Below are 16,500 nucleotides of genomic sequence, written 5' to 3' on the forward strand. Positions count from 1 at the left end.
CGAAGTAAGCGCTGACTTAGTTATTGCAAGCAAAGACGATAGTCAATATACTTGCACACAGTTGACGCGGGGTGGAGCAGCTTGGTAGCTCGTCGGGCTCATAACCCGAAGGTCGTCGGTTCAAATCCGGCCCCCGCAACCAGCTCCTAGTAACGAATAAGATTTAAATTCGTTATGGTTTACAGGTTCTTAAAGCTAAAAACCTCGTTATTACGGGGTTTTTTGTTATCTGGACTTTTAAATTTGTCGTATCCAATACGACGCTTTACTAGGGCTATTAAGCCCTTTTTTGTTTTTTCCGGGGGTCAATTTTGGCAACATTAGAATCCAGACTGGCAGACATGCTCAAAGTGCCTGTGGAGGCATTAGGCTTCCAACTTTGGGGCATTGAATATGTACAAGCGGGTAAACATTCAATCCTGCGCGTGTTCATTGATGGTGAGAATGGTATCAATATCGAAGATTGTGCCAACGTAAGTCGCCAAGTCAGCGCTGTTCTCGATGTTGAAGACCCTATTTCGACCGAATATACCTTAGAGGTTTCTTCACCAGGAGTAGATAGACCGCTGTTTAATGCTGAACAATATGCGGCCTACATCGGTGAGGATGTCAAGCTTCAATTGACTATGCCCGTTGCGGGTAGTCGTAATTTAAAAGGCGCCATTACACAGGTTGACGGCCAAATGCTGTCACTTAATGTGAATGGTAAAGAGCTGGTTGTCGCCTTGGATAATATCCGTAAAGGCAACATCATCGCTAAGTTTTGATGGTTTCAAGGTGAACGAGGCAAGACGAAATGAATAAAGAGATTCTGCTAGTCGCTGAGGCGGTTTCAAATGAAAAGGCCGTTCCACGCGAGAAAATTTTTGAAGCGCTAGAAACTGCGCTGGCAACTGCGACCAAGAAAAAATACGAAGGCGATATCGACGTTCGTGTTTCTATCGACCGTAAAACCGGCGCCTATGAAACTTTCCGCCGCTGGATGGTTATCGACGATAACGGTGTTGCGTTAGAAAACCCATATCGCGAAATCACCTTGGAAGCTGCGCGTTTTGAAAACCCAGAAATCCAACCAGGGGATTACATTGAAGATCAGATAGAATCTGTTGCCTTCGACCGTATTACTACTCAAACCGCTAAGCAAGTGATCGTACAAAAAGTGCGTGAAGCCGAGCGTGCACAAGTGGTTGAACAGTTCCAAGATAAAGAAGGCGAGCTGATCACTGGTGTGGTGAAAAAAGCGACCCGTGAAAGCGTGGTAGTTGACTTAGGTAACAACGCTGATGGCGTATTGTTCCGTGAAGATTTAATTTCACGCGAATCTTTCCGTCCTGGTGACCGCGTACGTGCTCTGCTGTATTCAGTACGTCCTGAGGCACGCGGCGCGCAGTTATTCTTAACTCGCACTAAGCCAGACATGCTGATTGAGCTGTTCCGTGTTGAAGTACCGGAAATTGCCGATGAGCTTATTGAAGTGATGGGCGCCGCCCGTGACCCAGGTGCACGCGCTAAGATCGCCGTGAAATCAAATGACCGTCGTATCGACCCAATCGGTGCTTGCGTGGGTATGCGTGGCGCACGCGTCCAAGCGGTATCGAATGAACTGGGTGGCGAGCGTGTCGATATCGTGTTGTGGGATGATAATCCAGCACAATATGTGATCAACGCAATGGCGCCTGCCGATGTGGCTTCTATCATCGTTGATGAAGACAACCACTCAATGGATATCGCCGTTGAAGCGGAAAGTCTGGCGCAAGCCATTGGCCGTAACGGTCAAAACGTCCGTTTAGCGACTCAACTGACTGGTTGGGAACTGAACGTGATGACAGTGGAAGACATGAACAAGAAGCACCAAGCCGAGAGCGCTAAGGTGAAAAGCTTATTCATGAACGCACTGGATGTAGATGAAGATTTTGCTCAAGTACTGGCTGACGAAGGCTTTACTTCTCTCGAAGAAGTAGCTTACGTACCTGTATCTGAATTATTAGCAATTGATGGCTTCGATGAAGATATTGTTGAAGCATTACGTGAGCGTGCAAAAGCGGCGATCTCAACTCGAGCTCTCGCCTCTGAAGAAGCACTAGATGGTGTGGAGCCAAGTGAAGAGTTATTAGCACTTGAAGGTGTTGAAAGACACTTAGCCTATGTTTTAGCAAGCAAAGGTATCGTGACTCTAGAAGACTTGGCTGAACAAGGCATTGATGATTTGATCGAAATTGAAGAATTGACAGAAGAAAAAGCAGGTGCGCTGATCATGGCTGCCCGCAACATCTGTTGGTTTGGCGAAGAAGCATAAGTCGATCAACAGGGGGATTTAACTGATGGCAGATACTACCGTAGAGAAATTGGCCACGGAAGTGGGTAAAAGTGTTGAACGTCTGATTGAGCAATTCTCTCAGGCCGGAATTAAGAAAGGCCAAACTGATAACGTGTCTGAAGCTGAGAAGCAACAGTTACTGGATTATCTGAAGAAGCAGCATGGCGGCGAAAGCGCACCGACCAAAATGACACTGCAACGTAAAACCGTATCGACCCTGAGTGTGGCCGGTAATGGTGGTCAATCTAAAGACGTCAAAGTGGAAGTGCGTAAAACCCGTACTTTCGTAAAACGTGACGTGAGCGAAGCGGTTCTAAAAGCTGAAGAAGAAGCGAAGGCAAAAGCCGAAGCAGAAGCTAAGGCGAAAGCCGAAGCGGAAGCCAAGGCAAAAGCGGAAGCCGAAGCTAAGGCGAAAGCTGAAGCCGAAGCCAAGGCAAAAGCCGAAGCAGAAGCTAAGGCAAAAGCGAAAGCCGCAGCTGATGCTAAAGTGACTAAAGACGCTTCACCAGAAGTTGAAGCAGCTCGTTTAGAAGCTGAGCGTTTAAAAGCCGCGCAAGCCGAGGCCGCCAAGCGTAAGCAAGATGAAGAAGCGGCTAAAGCGGCTGAAAAAGCGCGTCTGTTAGCGGAAGAAAACTCTAAGCGTTGGGACGAAGAAGAGCGTCAACGTAAAGAGGCTGAACGTTACAGCGATCACCATATCACGACCTCTAAAGTGGCCCGTGCTGCTGAAGATTCATCGGATATGGATGAAGAAAAACGTGGTCGTCGTGCACGTAACAAAAATACCGCCAAGACTAAACGTGGTGGTAAAGATGCCCGTGACGGTCGCGAAAAACACATGCGTAACCGCAGCACTGCGCCAGAATCAATGGCGCACGGCTTTAACAAGCCTGTTGCTGCCGTGACCCGTGATGTGCGTATCGGCGAAACCGTTACTGTGGCAGAACTTGCCCACTTAATGGCGGTTAAAGCGACTGAAATCATCAAACAAATGATGAAGATGGGTTCAATGGTGACGATCAACCAAGTGTTAGATCAAGAAACCGCCCAGTTAGTAGCTGAAGAAATGGGCCACAAAGTGGTACTGATCCGTGAAAACGAATTAGAGCAACAAGTGCTGTCTGAGCGTGATGAAGACGGTGGCGTTAAACTTGAGCCTCGTGCGCCAGTTGTGACCATTATGGGTCACGTTGACCACGGTAAAACGTCTCTGCTCGACTATATTCGCCGCGCGAAAGTCGCTGCGGGTGAGGCAGGTGGTATTACTCAACATATCGGTGCATACCATGTTGAGACCGAAAACGGCATGATCACCTTCTTAGACACTCCAGGTCACGCCGCGTTTACCGCAATGCGTGCCCGTGGTGCTAAAGCGACGGACATCGTTGTACTGGTTGTTGCTGCCGATGACGGCGTAATGCCACAAACCATCGAAGCGATTCAACACGCTAAAGCGGGTAACGTGCCATTGATTGTTGCCGTCAACAAGATGGACAAACCAGAAGCCGATATCGACCGTGTGAAGAGCGAATTAGCGCAACACGGCGTTATGTCTGAAGAGTGGGGCGGAGACAACATGTTCGCCTTCGTATCTGCGAAGACAGGTGCTGGCGTTGACGACCTACTCGAAGGCATTCTGCTGCAAGCTGAAGTATTAGAGCTTAAAGCGGTACGTGACGGTATGGCGGCAGGTGTGGTTATCGAATCACAACTGGACAAAGGTCGCGGCCCTGTGGCAACGATTCTGGTTCAAGAAGGTACACTGCGCCAAGGCGACATCGTTCTGTGTGGTTTAGAGTACGGTAAAATCCGTGCGATGAAAGACGAGAATGGCCGTTCAATCACTGAAGCGGGCCCATCAATCCCTGTTGAGATCTTAGGTCTGTCAGGTGTGCCATCAGCCGGTGATGAAGCAACTGTGGTTCGCGACGAGCGTAAAGCCCGTGAAGTAGCACTGTACCGTCAAGGTAAGTTCCGTGACGTGAAATTAGCACGTCAGCAGAAGTCTAAGCTGGAAAACATGTTCGCGAACATGACCGAAGGCGAAGTGAAGGAACTGAACATCGTTCTGAAGGCAGACGTTCAAGGTTCACTCGAAGCGATTACCGACTCCTTAATGGGTCTGTCTACCGACGAAGTGAAAGTGAACATTATCGCTCGCGGTGTGGGTGCTCTGACCGAAACCGACGCGACCTTAGCTGCAGCTTCTAACGCGATCATGGTTGGCTTTAACGTCCGTGCCGATGCACAGGCGCGTAAGACTATCGAAAGCGAAAGTGTTGACCTGCGTTACTACAGCGTTATCTATAATCTGATTGATGAAGTGAAGGCGGCGATGACGGGTATGTTGTCACCAGAATTCAAGCAACAGATTATCGGTCTGGCTGAAGTTCGTGACGTGTTCAAGTCACCAAAACTGGGCGCAATTGCCGGTTGTATGGTGACTGAAGGTACCATCAAGCGCAGCGCACCAATCCGCGTACTGCGTGATAACGTGGTGATCTTCGAAGGTGAACTCGAATCGCTACGTCGCTTTAAAGACGACGTTAACGAAGTTCGCAACGGCATGGAATGTGGTATCGGTGTTAAGAACTACAACGATGTCCGCGTGGGTGACCAAATCGAAGTATTCGAAACCGTCGAAGTGGCACGTACACTGTAACGATAAAGAGGGCGGCATTAGCCGCCCTTTCAATTTTATACATTAGCTATGGTAACTCTATTATGGCAAAAGAATTCAGTCGTACACGTCGCATAGCCCAGCAGTTGCAGCAAGAGCTGGCTGTTGTGTTACAACGCGACATGAAAGATCCCCGTATTGGCTTTGTAACCGTTAATGATGTCGATGTGTCCCGCGATTTAAGTTACGCCAAAGTTTTTGTCACCTTCTTTGAAGAAGACAAAGATGTGGTGCAAGAAAAGCTGAACGCGCTGATTGCTGCCGCTCCTTATATCCGTACTTTAGTGGCGGGTCGTATGAAGCTGAGAGTCATGCCTGAAATCCGTTTTGTGTATGACAGCTCATTGGTTGAAGGTATGCGTATGTCTAACCTCGTCAGCCAAGTCATCAACAGCGATAAAGCGAAACAACAGCAGTTTGGTAGCGCCGACGATGTAACAGACAGTGACATCGACGAAGCCGATGACACCGAAGGTAAAGCGTAATGGCGAGACGTTCAAAGGGCCGCTTTATCGACGGTATTGTGTTGTTGGATAAGGCCACTGGCATGAGCTCCAACTTTGCATTACAGCGGGTAAAGCGCTTTTTTAATGCCAACAAAGCGGGGCACACGGGTGCACTCGATCCCTTGGCAACGGGTATGCTACCAGTGTGTTTAGGCGAAGCGACAAAGTTTTCGCAGCATTTGCTCGATTCGGATAAACGTTATCTGGTCACTGCAAAACTAGGGCAGCGCACTGATACCAGCGACTCTGACGGTGAAGTGGTACAGACTCGTCCGCTCGAGTTTACTGAGGCGCAGTTAATGTCCGCCTTAGAACATTTCCGTGGTGATACCCAGCAAGTACCCTCAATGTATTCGGCGCTGAAATACCAAGGCCAGCCTTTGTATAAGTATGCCCGCGAAGGCATTGAAGTGCCGCGCGAGGCGCGTCCAATCACAGTCTTTGAGCTGAATTTCATCGGTCTTGAAGGCGATGAGCTGACCTTAGACATTCATTGCTCTAAGGGCACGTATATTCGCACTATCATCGATGATTTAGGTGAGATGCTCGGTTGTGGTGCCCATGTGATTATGCTGCGCCGTACTCAAGTTGCCCATTATCCCTACGACAAAATGGTCACTCTTGAGCAGCTCGAGGCCTTAGTCGCTAAGGCGCAGGAGGAGCAGCTTGACCCAAGTAGCTTACTTGACTCGCTGTTGCTGCCTATGGATACGGCGGTTGCTGACTTTCCCGAGGTCAATGTGCCTGATGCGAGCGCAGCTTACCTTATGCAAGGTCAGGCAGTACGAGTCTCTGGACTCGTTGCAGATACACTAGTGCGCATTACCTTAGGAAGTGAGCGTCGTTTTGTCGGTATCGGCGAGATGAATGAAGATGGTTTACTGGCGCCTAAGCGCTTAGTCGTGTTACATGACCAAGCTAAAGCATCTTAATTGATTATCTTGGGTTATTAATCCATCGCATTTATTGCGCGCGCCAAGGTTTATGGGTAGAATAGCGCGCCCTCTGGCTGAGTTAGTGATCGGCTAGAGATTCACATTTTATATTTGGAGAGACACATGTCACTAAGTACTGAAGCGAAAGCAAAGATCCTGGCTGAATTTGGCCGTGGCGCAAACGACACTGGTTCAACTGAAGTTCAAGTTGCGCTGTTAACTGCTCAAATCAACCATTTGCAAGATCACTTCAAAGAGCACATCCACGATCACCACTCTCGTCGTGGTCTGTTACGCATGGTTAGCGCTCGTCGTAAGTTATTAGCTTACCTGAAGCGTACTGAAGCAGCGCGTTACAATGAGCTGATCCAAAAGTTAGGTTTACGTCGTTAATCACGCGTTTTCTGACGTAAAAAAGGAGGCTAAGCCTCCTTTTTTATTGCCTCAAATTTGCTGCTTGAATATAGATATTAAGCGCCACGCAATCCATCAATAGCGCTGATTGTGGCCGTTTGGCTTGCAATATATAACGCTTCAAACTCTGCCTGTGGTAACGGTTGGCTAAAGTAGAAGCCTTGACCGATTTGACATTGGTTACGCTTGAGCCAATCGAGTTGCATCTCGTTTTCAATCCCTTCGGCCACAATCGTCAGATTCAATTGTTTACCTAACATCAAAATGGTCGAGGCAATCGCGCTGTCTCCCGGTAAGTCCGACACGAAGCAGCGGTCGATTTTCATCGTGGTTATTGGCAGATGGCGCAGGTAAGACAGGGAAGAGTAGCCGGTACCAAAGTCATCGACGGCAATACCAAACCCAGCCGACTTAAGCTGCTCTAACTTGTTGATCGCAAGCTCAATGTCATTCATTAACGATGTTTCGGTGATTTCAATTTCGAGCAATTCTGGCTGGATTTGGTAGCGCAGCGCCATTTGTTTGATATCTGACACTAGGCTCGCATCAGCAAATTGTTGCGAAGCAACGTTAATGGCAATAGGGATGGCATAGTTATATTTTTTCTGCCATTCACGTAATACGCGGCAGCTTTGCTCGATTACCCAGCGGCCAATAGGAATAATAATACCCGTTTCTTCCGCTACAGGAATAAATGACATAGGGCTAATTAAGCGGCCCTCTTTTTGCCAACGGATCAAAGCCTCACAGGCTGTAATTTTACCAGTCTGTAAATCCAGCTTTGGCTGAAAGTAGAGCAAGAATTCATTATTTTTTAACGCATCATGCAATGATGCTTCGGTACGCAGTCGTACGGCCGCACGCTCGGTCATTTGTTGCTTGAAGAAAGCCCATTGATTCGACCCCGCAGCCTTTGCGCTGTACATTGCGATGTCGGCATGGCGGATAAGATCTTCGGCACTATTGCCATCTTCTGGATAAATAGAAATCCCAATCGATGCCGCAGGGTGAATGGCATGTTCGTTTAACTGAATAGGCACATTGAGCTGTACTAATAGTTTATCGACAAAGTCCGCCGCTTGGTCTGGGGAGTGAACTGAGTCAGCTAAAATGACAAACTCATCACCGCCAAGGCGCGATACAGTGCCTTTATCACCGACGACGCGTTCAAGGATGCGAGCGATGCGTGCCAAAAATTGATCGCCCAACGCGTGGCCAAGGGAGTCATTGATATTTTTAAAGCGATCTAGGTCGATAAACATTAATGCAAAATTACGTTTATGTACTCGCGAGCGCTGGATTGTCACTGCGATCGTTTCAAGTAACAGAGTTCTATTTGGCAAGCCGGTAAGAGGGTCTCGAGTTGCCATCTTACGTAATTTGGATTGTGTCTGGCTGAATTGAATAAGAATTTGATTAAACTTCGATGTCACCAAGCCAAGCTCGTCATCCTTATGGGCATTTGACATCGGCAGCAGGTTTTCATCGGGTGAATCGGGAGAAATTTTATCGATCGCTTCACTTATTCGAGCTATCGGTTGGGTTAAAAAACGATGGAATACAACAGATAACACTAAGGTGAGTAACAGTGCGCGGGCTAAGGTAGCAAAAAAGCTGAATCTTAATTGGCTAAAGAGTGTGTTGGTCAGTTCTTGTGTGTCATAAAAAATGGTGAGAGTACCGATGAGTTGCTGTTTTTGAGTGCCTTCAAAGTAAAATGGCCGGTATAAGGGGCGCGAAATTTCCTTCAAATCATCGAAAAGTTTGTTGCTCAGGCTGACAAAGGTTTGTGAACTGTTCGTCTTATTATTACTGACTGAAACAAACATCGAACCATCATCGAGTTCTATCACTGCTGAGCCAACATGCTCAACTTTTATTGCCCCTTCAAGGGTTTGCCTTGCGAGATTATCATCCAATGCCCATACGGCATTAGCTGCGGGTTGTTCAACGGAATCCAGTAATTCTTGCTGAGTGGTAGTTAACTGTTGCTTAGTGGATATTACGACAAGAGCGATTTCAACAATAAAAATAGCGATAGCAAAAAATAACGCTGTAAAAACGACGAGGTTAGTTTGTTTCCAAGTTAGAGATTTAAAGCGACCCGTCATTCAGCTCTTCCTTTTATTGTTGTTTTCACCAGAGGGAATTGTCCAGTCACAATTGAGCATAACTCTTTGTTGATTTAACCACTTTAGTGAAAAGATAACACTTTGTCATCATTATCTGCTCTTTATCTATTGTTCCTAATTGCAGTATACTTACGCGCGTAATTCAAGGTCATTAATTAAGGAATGGGTCACGTGAATCCAATTGTAAAGAGTTTTGAGTATGGTCAACATACAGTCACCCTGGAAACAGGTGTCATTGCACGTCAAGCAGACGCTGCCGTTTTAGCTAGCATGGGCGACACGACAGTGTTAGTCACTGTTGTTGGTAAAAAAGATGCTGAAGCTGGCCGTGACTTCTTTCCTCTGACTGTTAACTATCAAGAAAAGAGCTACGCAGCGGGTAAAATTCCTGGTGGTTTCTTTAAGCGTGAAGGCCGTCCTTCAGAAGATGAGACATTAATCGCTCGCCTGATCGACCGTCCAATTCGTCCTCTTTTCCCTAATGGTTTCACCAACGAAGTTCAAGTTATCATCACTGTTGTATCTGTCGATCCACAAATCGAGCCGGATATTATTTCGATGATCGGTACTTCGGCAGCGCTTGCCATTTCGGGTATCCCATTCAGCGGTCCATTAGGCGCGGCGCGCGTGGGTTACATCAATGGCGAATACGTGCTGAACCCAACTGTGACTCAGTTAGAAAGCAGCCAATTAAACTTGGTTGTTGCTGGTACTGAGAGCGCGGTATTGATGGTTGAGTCAGAAGCTCAAGCCTTACCAGAAGAAGTGATGTTAGGCTCTGTGGTTTATGGTCATGACCAACAACAAGTGGTTATCAAAGCGATTGCAGAATTCAAAGCAGAAGCGGGTAAACCTGCTTGGAATTGGACTGCACCAGTTGCCAATGAAGCCTTAGTTGCTCAAGTTAAAGAATTAGCTGAAGCGGGTTTAGCACAAGCGTACCAAATTCAAGTAAAGCAAGAGCGTTATGCTCAAGTTGCAGTGGTTAAAGCCGCGGCAAAAGAAGCGCTGCTGGCTGCAAACCCAGAAGTGGATTTACGTGAAGTTGACGGTCTGCTCGGTAGCTTAGAGAAGAAAGTGGTTCGTGGTCGCATCATCCGTGGTGAGCCGCGCATCGACGGACGTGAGCCAGACATGGTTCGCGCATTAAGCGTATTAGCTGGCGTATTACCACGTACTCACGGTAGTGCACTGTTTACCCGTGGCGAAACTCAAGCACTGGTGACTTGTACTTTAGGTACTGAGCGTGACGCTCAGAAGATTGATAGCATTATGGGCGAGCGCACCAGCCGCTTTATGCTGCACTACAACTTCCCTCCTTACTCTGTGGGTGAAACAGGTATGGTGGGTTCACCTAAGCGTCGCGAAATTGGCCACGGCAAGTTAGCATGGCGCGGTATCAACGCGGTTATGCCAACGGCTGAAGAATTTCCATACAGTGTTCGCGTGGTTTCTGAAATCACAGAATCTAACGGTTCAAGCTCTATGGCTTCAGTGTGTGGTACTTCTCTGGCGCTGATGGATGCGGGTGTGCCCATCAAGACTTCTGTAGCGGGTATCGCTATGGGTCTAGTGAAAGAAGGCGATGACTTCGTTGTTCTGTCTGACATCTTAGGTGATGAAGACCACTTAGGTGACATGGACTTCAAAGTAGCTGGTACTCGTGATGGTGTGACTGCACTTCAGATGGACATCAAGATCGAAGGTATCACCAAAGAAATCATGGAAATTGCACTGCAACAAGCCTACGGCGCACGTGTACATATCCTGAACGTGATGGACCAAGCGATTGGTTCGCACCGTGATGATATCTCTGACCACGCTCCACGTATCACAACTATCAAGATCAACCCAGAGAAGATCCGTGATGTTATCGGTAAAGGCGGCGCGGTAATTCGTGCTCTTACCGAAGAAACTGGCACCACTATCGAACTGGAAGATGACGGTACTGTGAAGATTGCTTCGTCAAATGGCGATGCAACCCGTGAAGCGATTCGTCGTATCGAAGAAATCACTTCAGAAGTTGAAGTGGGTCGTATCTACAACGGTAAAGTTATCCGTATCGTTGACTTCGGTGCCTTCGTGAACATTCTGCCAGGTAAAGATGGTTTAGTGCACATTTCGCAAATCAGCGATGAGCGTGTTGCTAACGTCTCTGACCACCTTGAACTGAACCAAGAAGTGACTGTTAAAGTTATGGAAGTGGATCGTCAAGGTCGTGTACGTCTGTCAATCAAAGAAGCACAGACGAAAGAACCTGCTGCTGAATAATCGTCTTTACTGACATTATCGGCGTCAGTTTCGACATGACCTGACCAAAAGGAGATCAATTGATCTCCTTTTTGTTTGTTTGGGTTTAATAAAGTTGTGTTTAATGCTATTCCTCAATAGCAGTCCAGTTGTGGGATTGCTATCATGAACATTCTTCTGCGTTAGTTGGGAATCTAAAAAGGTAGAAATGGATGAGTCTTAAAATTAGAACCGCTGTTGTTGCTGTGCTGGCGGGTGCCAGCTTGATGTTGGCTGGATGTGCGACCACTAAGTCTCCCTTAGACAACCAAAATGACCTTGAAGGCAAGTTAGTCATCGCCCCCGTGATGCCAGACTATAAAGTTGAAGTCACCCTTGCCAAGCTGAATGAGATTTTATCGGCGGTTGAGCTAACCAACGAGCAGCGTGCACGTTTTCATTACGATCGCGGCGTGATTTACGACAGTGTTGGTTTACGCTTAATGGCGCGCATTGATTTTATGCAGGCACTTAAACTGCAACCCGACTTAGCCGATGCCTATAATTTCCTTGGAATTTATTACACCCAAGAAGGTGAATACGATAGCGCCTATGAGGCATTTGACGGTGTATTAGAGCTGTCACCAAACTATGATTATGCCTACTTAAATCGCGGTATCGCGCTTTATTATGGCGATCGGAACGATCTCGCCTTAAAAGATATGCAGGCATTTTATGCCGGCGATAGTAAAGATGGTTACCGCGCTCTGTGGTTATACCTCATCCAGTCGAAAGATAATGCCGAAGAAGCCAAACGTCAGTTACTAGAGCACCGCAAGGGGCTGGAAGCCGATGCTTGGTCAACCGTGATTGTTGATTATTACCTCGGTGCTAAGAGTCGTGAGCAGGTATTTGCCGATGCCAAGTTAGGCCTGACTCATCCGAAAGAATATGCTGAGCGTCTATGTGAAGCCTATTTCTACCTCGCCAAAATCGAAATCGCCAAGAAGCAATACCAAGAGGCGGCGAATTATTTCCGTTTGGCCCTTGCGACCAATATTTATGACTTTGTTGAGCACAGATACGCGCGAATCGAGCTAGCAAAAGTTAAAGGTTTGCTCGAAGGTACAAAATAAGCTATATCGCCCGAGGCTCATCTCGGGCTTTACCTAGCCAAGTACGCACTGAGGCGCTATAATTTGCGCCTTTTTTAGCGATACGAGTGCATAGGTTAAATGTCAGACAATAAAGTAGAGGTCGATAAACGTCGCACCTTCGCGATTATATCGCACCCCGACGCGGGTAAAACCACCATTACCGAAAAAGTGCTGTTATTCGGAAACGCGCTGCAGAAAGCGGGTACCGTTAAGGGCAAAAAATCGGGTCAGCACGCTAAGTCTGACTGGATGGAAATGGAAAAAGACCGTGGTATTTCGATTACTACGTCTGTCATGCAGTTCCCATATGGCGGTGCGCTCGTTAACCTACTCGACACTCCCGGCCACGAAGACTTCTCGGAAGATACTTACCGCACCTTAACGGCGGTTGACTCTTGCCTGATGGTTATCGACTCGGCAAAGGGTGTTGAAGACCGTACCATCAAATTGATGGAAGTAACGCGTCTGCGCGATACGCCTATCGTCACCTTTATGAACAAACTCGACCGTGATATTCGCGATCCCATCGAACTGATGGATGAAGTTGAGGATGTACTCAATATCGCCTGTGCGCCTATCACTTGGCCGATTGGTAGTGGTAAAGAGTTTAAGGGTGTTTACCATATTCTGCGTGATGAAGTGGTGCTGTACCAAAGCGGTATGGGGCACACTATCCAAGAGCGCCGCGTGATTGAAGGCATCGATAACCCTGAGCTGGATAAAGCGATTGGTAGTTATGCTGCTGATTTACGTGATGAAATGGAACTGGTTCGCGGTGCATCGAACGAATTTGATCACCAAGCCTTCTTAAAGGGTGAGCTTACGCCCGTCTTCTTCGGTACCGCTTTGGGTAACTTCGGTGTTGACCATATCCTCGATGGTATTGTGGAGTGGGCACCAAAGCCGCTACCTCGTGAAAGCGATGTGCGAATGATCATGCCTGACGAAGAAAAATTCACCGGTTTTGTGTTCAAAATCCAAGCAAACATGGATCCTAAGCACCGTGACCGCGTTGCCTTTATGCGTGTTTGTTCGGGTCGCTATGAGCAAGGCATGAAGATGCACCACGTGCGTATCGGAAAAGATGTTAACGTCAGCGATGCCTTGACCTTTATGGCGGGTGACCGTGAGCGTGCCGAAGTGGCATATCCTGGTGATATTATTGGTTTACATAACCATGGGACCATTCGTATCGGTGATACTTTCACCCAAGGTGAAAAGTTCCGCTTTACCGGTGTGCCAAACTTTGCACCTGAAATGTTCCGCCGTATTCGTCTGCGCGATCCGCTCAAGCAAAAACAATTGCTTAAGGGCTTAGTGCAGTTGTCAGAAGAAGGCGCTGTGCAGGTGTTCCGTCCATTAGACTCGAACGATTTAATCGTTGGTGCTGTAGGTGTACTGCAGTTTGAAGTGGTTGTTGGCCGCTTAAAGAGCGAGTACAACGTTGAAGCGATTTACGAAGGTATTAGCGTTTCAACTGCACGCTGGGTTTATTGTAAAGATGAGCGTAAGCTAGAAGAGTTCCGCCGCAAATGTAGCCAAAACTTGGCACTCGATGGTGGCGATAACTTAACTTATATTGCGCCAACTATGGTTAACTTAAATCTTTCGATGGAAAGATACCCTGATATCGAGTTCGCTAAAACACGCGAACACTAACAGGTAAGTGACTCTAGGGTAAAAGGCGGTGATTCACCGCCTTTTTTGTATCTAAAATTTGAGGGGTGACTGATGATAAGTTGGATAACTCGAACGTGGCAGGCTTATATCCGTTGGTGCGACAAGATGGGGCTGACACCGGAGAATCGCCGCTGTTGTATGCCTCGATTGGAGGACCCGCCATTAGTCCGCAATAAGCCGAATTGCCAAGAAAAGGCTGCTGCATCCCATGGAGAGACAAAATCGGAGTAATGGATTGATGATATTAGATACCCACGCGCACCTCGATTTTGTCGAGTTTGATAGTGACCGCGATCAAGTCATACAGCGTATGCATCATGCGGGCATCGATAATCTGATTATCCCAGGAGTATCACCACAACACTGGACTAAACAATTGGCCATTGCTGAGCAATACCAGTGTTATTTTGCCTTAGGGATCCATCCTTGGTTTTGCCCGGAAGATGTTGATAAGGCCATCACAGAATTAACATTACAGGTTGCTCAGTTACGAGAATCTCCCCGTTTTGTTGCCATTGGTGAGTGTGGGTTAGACAAACTTTATGCTGACAATTGGAGCAACCAGTTAGCATTTTTTGACGCTCAGTTGGCGCTTGCTTATGAGCAAAATTTGCCTGTTATCGTCCATGCCGTCAAAGCACATCAAGAAGTATTGTTCCATTTAAAGCGCCATAAACTCCCAAAAGCGGGCGTAATACACGCCTTTTCTGGCAGTCCTGATATTGCACTCGAATACACTAAGCTAGGTTTTAAACTTGGCATTGGTGGTTTAGTGATGAATCCGAATGCGAAAAAACTGCTCAAAACTGTCAGTGAATTGCCCTTAGAAAGTTTCCTACTTGAGACTGATTCTCCAGCCATGACTCCACTAAATGTTACAGAAAAACGGAATCAACCCGCTAATGCTGTACTTTTTATAGACAAAATTGCAACTTTGCAAAAAAAATCTAGTGTTCTAATATCAGAACACTTGGTGTCGAATGCAATGCAACTGTTTGACCTTTAGTTGTTTTTGGTTAAACAGGTGTAGGTCGCAATAGCATTTTGCGCTAAGCGGTTGAAATTAAACTCCAAAATTTTGATCAAAACGACGATTTTCGACTTTCTCTCGGGTATAATCTGACTCGGAAATAGGTTGATTAACAACATAATTAAAAAGTGTTAACAATAGGGTGATGGTTAATGAATATATTGATGAGCTTAGTAGGGGTGGTCGTCCTACTTGCGATAGGTTTCCTCCTATCGAATAACAAAAAAGCAATTAACTTGCGTACTGTGGGTGGTGCATTAGCCATCCAGGCTGCCTTCGGTGGTTTTGTACTGTACGTTCCTGTGGGTAAAGATATCCTGAAAGGTGTATCTGACGCTGTTTCAAGCGTTATCGGTTATGCACAAAACGGTATCGGCTTCCTGTTCGGTGATTTAGCTAACTTCAAACTTGGCTTTATCTTCGCGGTAAACGTGTTGCCAGTTATCGTGTTCTTCTCTTCTTTAATCGCCGTTCTGTACTACTTGGGCGTAATGCAGTGGATCATCCGTATCATCGGTGGTGGTCTGCAAAAAGCATTAGGCACAAGCCGTACTGAATCTATGTCTGCGACAGCTAACATCTTCGTTGGTCAAACTGAAGCGCCGTTAGTGGTTCGTCCATTCATTCCTACAATGACTCAATCAGAACTGTTTGCGATCATGGTGGGTGGTTTAGCTTCTATCGCAGGTTCAGTACTGGCTGGTTACGCACAAATGGGCGTGCCTATTGAGTACTTAGTTGCTGCGTCATTCATGGCGGCACCAGGTGGTCTATTAATGGCTAAACTGATGCACCCAGAGACTGAAGTGGCTAAAAACGACATGGATGAATTACCTGAAGATCCTGATAAGCCAGCTAACGTATTAGACGCTGCTGCTGCGGGTGCTTCATCTGGTATGCACTTAGCGTTAAACGTAGGTGCAATGCTGTTAGCCTTCGTTGGTTTGATCGCAATGATCAACGGCATCATCGGTGGTGTAGGTGGTTGGTTTGGTGTTGAAGGTTTAACACTGGAACTGATCCTTGGTTACATCTTCATGCCTTTAGCTTTCTTAATCGGTGTACCTTGGAACGAAGCGCTGGTTGCTGGTTCTTTCATCGGTCAGAAGATCGTTGTTAACGAATTCGTAGCTTACCTGAACTTTGCTCCATACTTAAAAGACATCGCTGATGGCGGTATGGTTGTCGCTGAAACTGGTTTAGCTATGACTGACAGAACCAAAGCAATTGTTTCGTTTGCTCTGTGTGGTTTCGCTAACTTGTCATCAATTGCGATTCTGCTGGGTGGTTTAGGTGCTATGGCTCCTAACCGTCGTCACGATTTAGCTAAAATGGGTGTTCGTGCTGTTATCGCCGGTTCTTTAGCTAACTTAATGAGTGCAACAATTGCGGGTCTGTTCTTAGCTATCTAAGTGCAGAA

13 protein-coding genes and 1 tRNA gene are annotated in these 16,500 nt (G+C 46.9%); 13 read left to right on the forward strand and 1 reads right to left on the reverse strand.

All coding sequences use genetic code 11. The features are described from left to right. Window positions 1-65 precede the first annotated feature (65 nt). From EYR25_RS04215 to rpsO, 7 genes are all read left to right on the forward strand, one after another. Window positions 66-142 (forward strand) — tRNA-Met (locus EYR25_RS04215). A gap of 169 nt (window positions 143-311) precedes the next feature. Further along, the gene (rimP, locus tag EYR25_RS04220; protein WP_133178635.1) at window positions 312-767 is read left to right on the forward strand and encodes a ribosome maturation factor RimP; all 456 of its coding nucleotides are present in this window, start codon (window positions 312-314) and stop codon (window positions 765-767) included. A gap of 29 nt (window positions 768-796) precedes the next feature. Next, entirely contained in the window at window positions 797-2,296 is a 1,500-nt protein-coding gene (gene nusA / locus EYR25_RS04225) for a transcription termination factor NusA (RefSeq protein ID WP_023268275.1), read from the forward strand. Window positions 2,297-2,321: 25 nt separating this feature from the next. After that, a complete protein-coding gene (infB, locus tag EYR25_RS04230) occupies window positions 2,322-4,979 on the forward strand; it encodes a translation initiation factor IF-2 (RefSeq protein ID WP_133178636.1) in 2,658 nt (885 codons plus the stop codon). A 62-nt stretch (window positions 4,980-5,041) separates the two neighbouring features. Beyond that, window positions 5,042-5,482 (forward strand): 30S ribosome-binding factor RbfA, encoded by a 441-nt coding sequence (rbfA, locus tag EYR25_RS04235; RefSeq protein ID WP_023268273.1) that lies wholly within the window; start codon window positions 5,042-5,044, stop codon window positions 5,480-5,482. Further along, window positions 5,482-6,435 (forward strand): tRNA pseudouridine(55) synthase TruB, encoded by a 954-nt coding sequence (gene truB / locus EYR25_RS04240; RefSeq protein WP_133178637.1) that lies wholly within the window; start codon window positions 5,482-5,484, stop codon window positions 6,433-6,435. The genes rbfA and truB overlap by 1 nt, the downstream gene beginning before the upstream one ends. Before the next feature lie 126 nt (window positions 6,436-6,561). Beyond that, complete coding sequence (rpsO, locus tag EYR25_RS04245; protein ID WP_011621820.1) at window positions 6,562-6,831, forward strand: 30S ribosomal protein S15; 270 nt, start codon at window positions 6,562-6,564, stop codon at window positions 6,829-6,831. 77 nt (window positions 6,832-6,908) lie between these two features. Here the strand turns inward: rpsO and EYR25_RS04250 are convergent, their stop codons facing one another. After that, complete coding sequence (locus EYR25_RS04250) at window positions 6,909-8,963, reverse strand: putative bifunctional diguanylate cyclase/phosphodiesterase (RefSeq protein WP_133178638.1); 2,055 nt, start codon at window positions 8,961-8,963, stop codon at window positions 6,909-6,911. 192 nt (window positions 8,964-9,155) lie between these two features. Between EYR25_RS04250 and pnp the strand changes: the two genes are divergently transcribed. The 6 genes from pnp to EYR25_RS04280 all read left to right on the forward strand — a co-directional run bounded on the left by pnp (window position 9,156) and on the right by EYR25_RS04280 (window position 16,492). Beyond that, window positions 9,156-11,255: a polyribonucleotide nucleotidyltransferase gene (gene pnp / locus EYR25_RS04255; protein WP_039978621.1), complete on the forward strand. Its 2,100-nt coding sequence runs from the start codon at window positions 9,156-9,158 to the stop codon at window positions 11,253-11,255. 191 nt (window positions 11,256-11,446) lie between these two features. Continuing rightward, a complete protein-coding gene (gene nlpI, locus EYR25_RS04260) occupies window positions 11,447-12,349 on the forward strand; it encodes a lipoprotein NlpI (protein ID WP_023268269.1) in 903 nt (300 codons plus the stop codon). 99 nt (window positions 12,350-12,448) lie between these two features. Next, window positions 12,449-14,029, forward strand: a complete 1,581-nt coding sequence (prfC, locus tag EYR25_RS04265) for a peptide chain release factor 3 (RefSeq protein ID WP_133178639.1) — start codon at window positions 12,449-12,451, stop codon at window positions 14,027-14,029. Window positions 14,030-14,098: 69 nt separating this feature from the next. After that, window positions 14,099-14,281: a hypothetical protein gene (locus EYR25_RS21525; protein ID WP_341785868.1), complete on the forward strand. Its 183-nt coding sequence runs from the start codon at window positions 14,099-14,101 to the stop codon at window positions 14,279-14,281. 7 nt (window positions 14,282-14,288) lie between these two features. Then, window positions 14,289-15,056, forward strand: a complete 768-nt coding sequence (locus EYR25_RS04275; RefSeq protein ID WP_133178641.1) for a TatD family hydrolase — start codon at window positions 14,289-14,291, stop codon at window positions 15,054-15,056. A gap of 176 nt (window positions 15,057-15,232) precedes the next feature. Beyond that, complete coding sequence (locus EYR25_RS04280; RefSeq protein WP_023266654.1) at window positions 15,233-16,492, forward strand: NupC/NupG family nucleoside CNT transporter; 1,260 nt, start codon at window positions 15,233-15,235, stop codon at window positions 16,490-16,492. Window positions 16,493-16,500 lie beyond the last annotated feature (8 nt).

The sequence above is a fragment of the Shewanella decolorationis genome (assembly GCF_004354305.1).
GTDB classification, from domain to species: domain Bacteria; phylum Pseudomonadota; class Gammaproteobacteria; order Enterobacterales; family Shewanellaceae; genus Shewanella; species Shewanella decolorationis.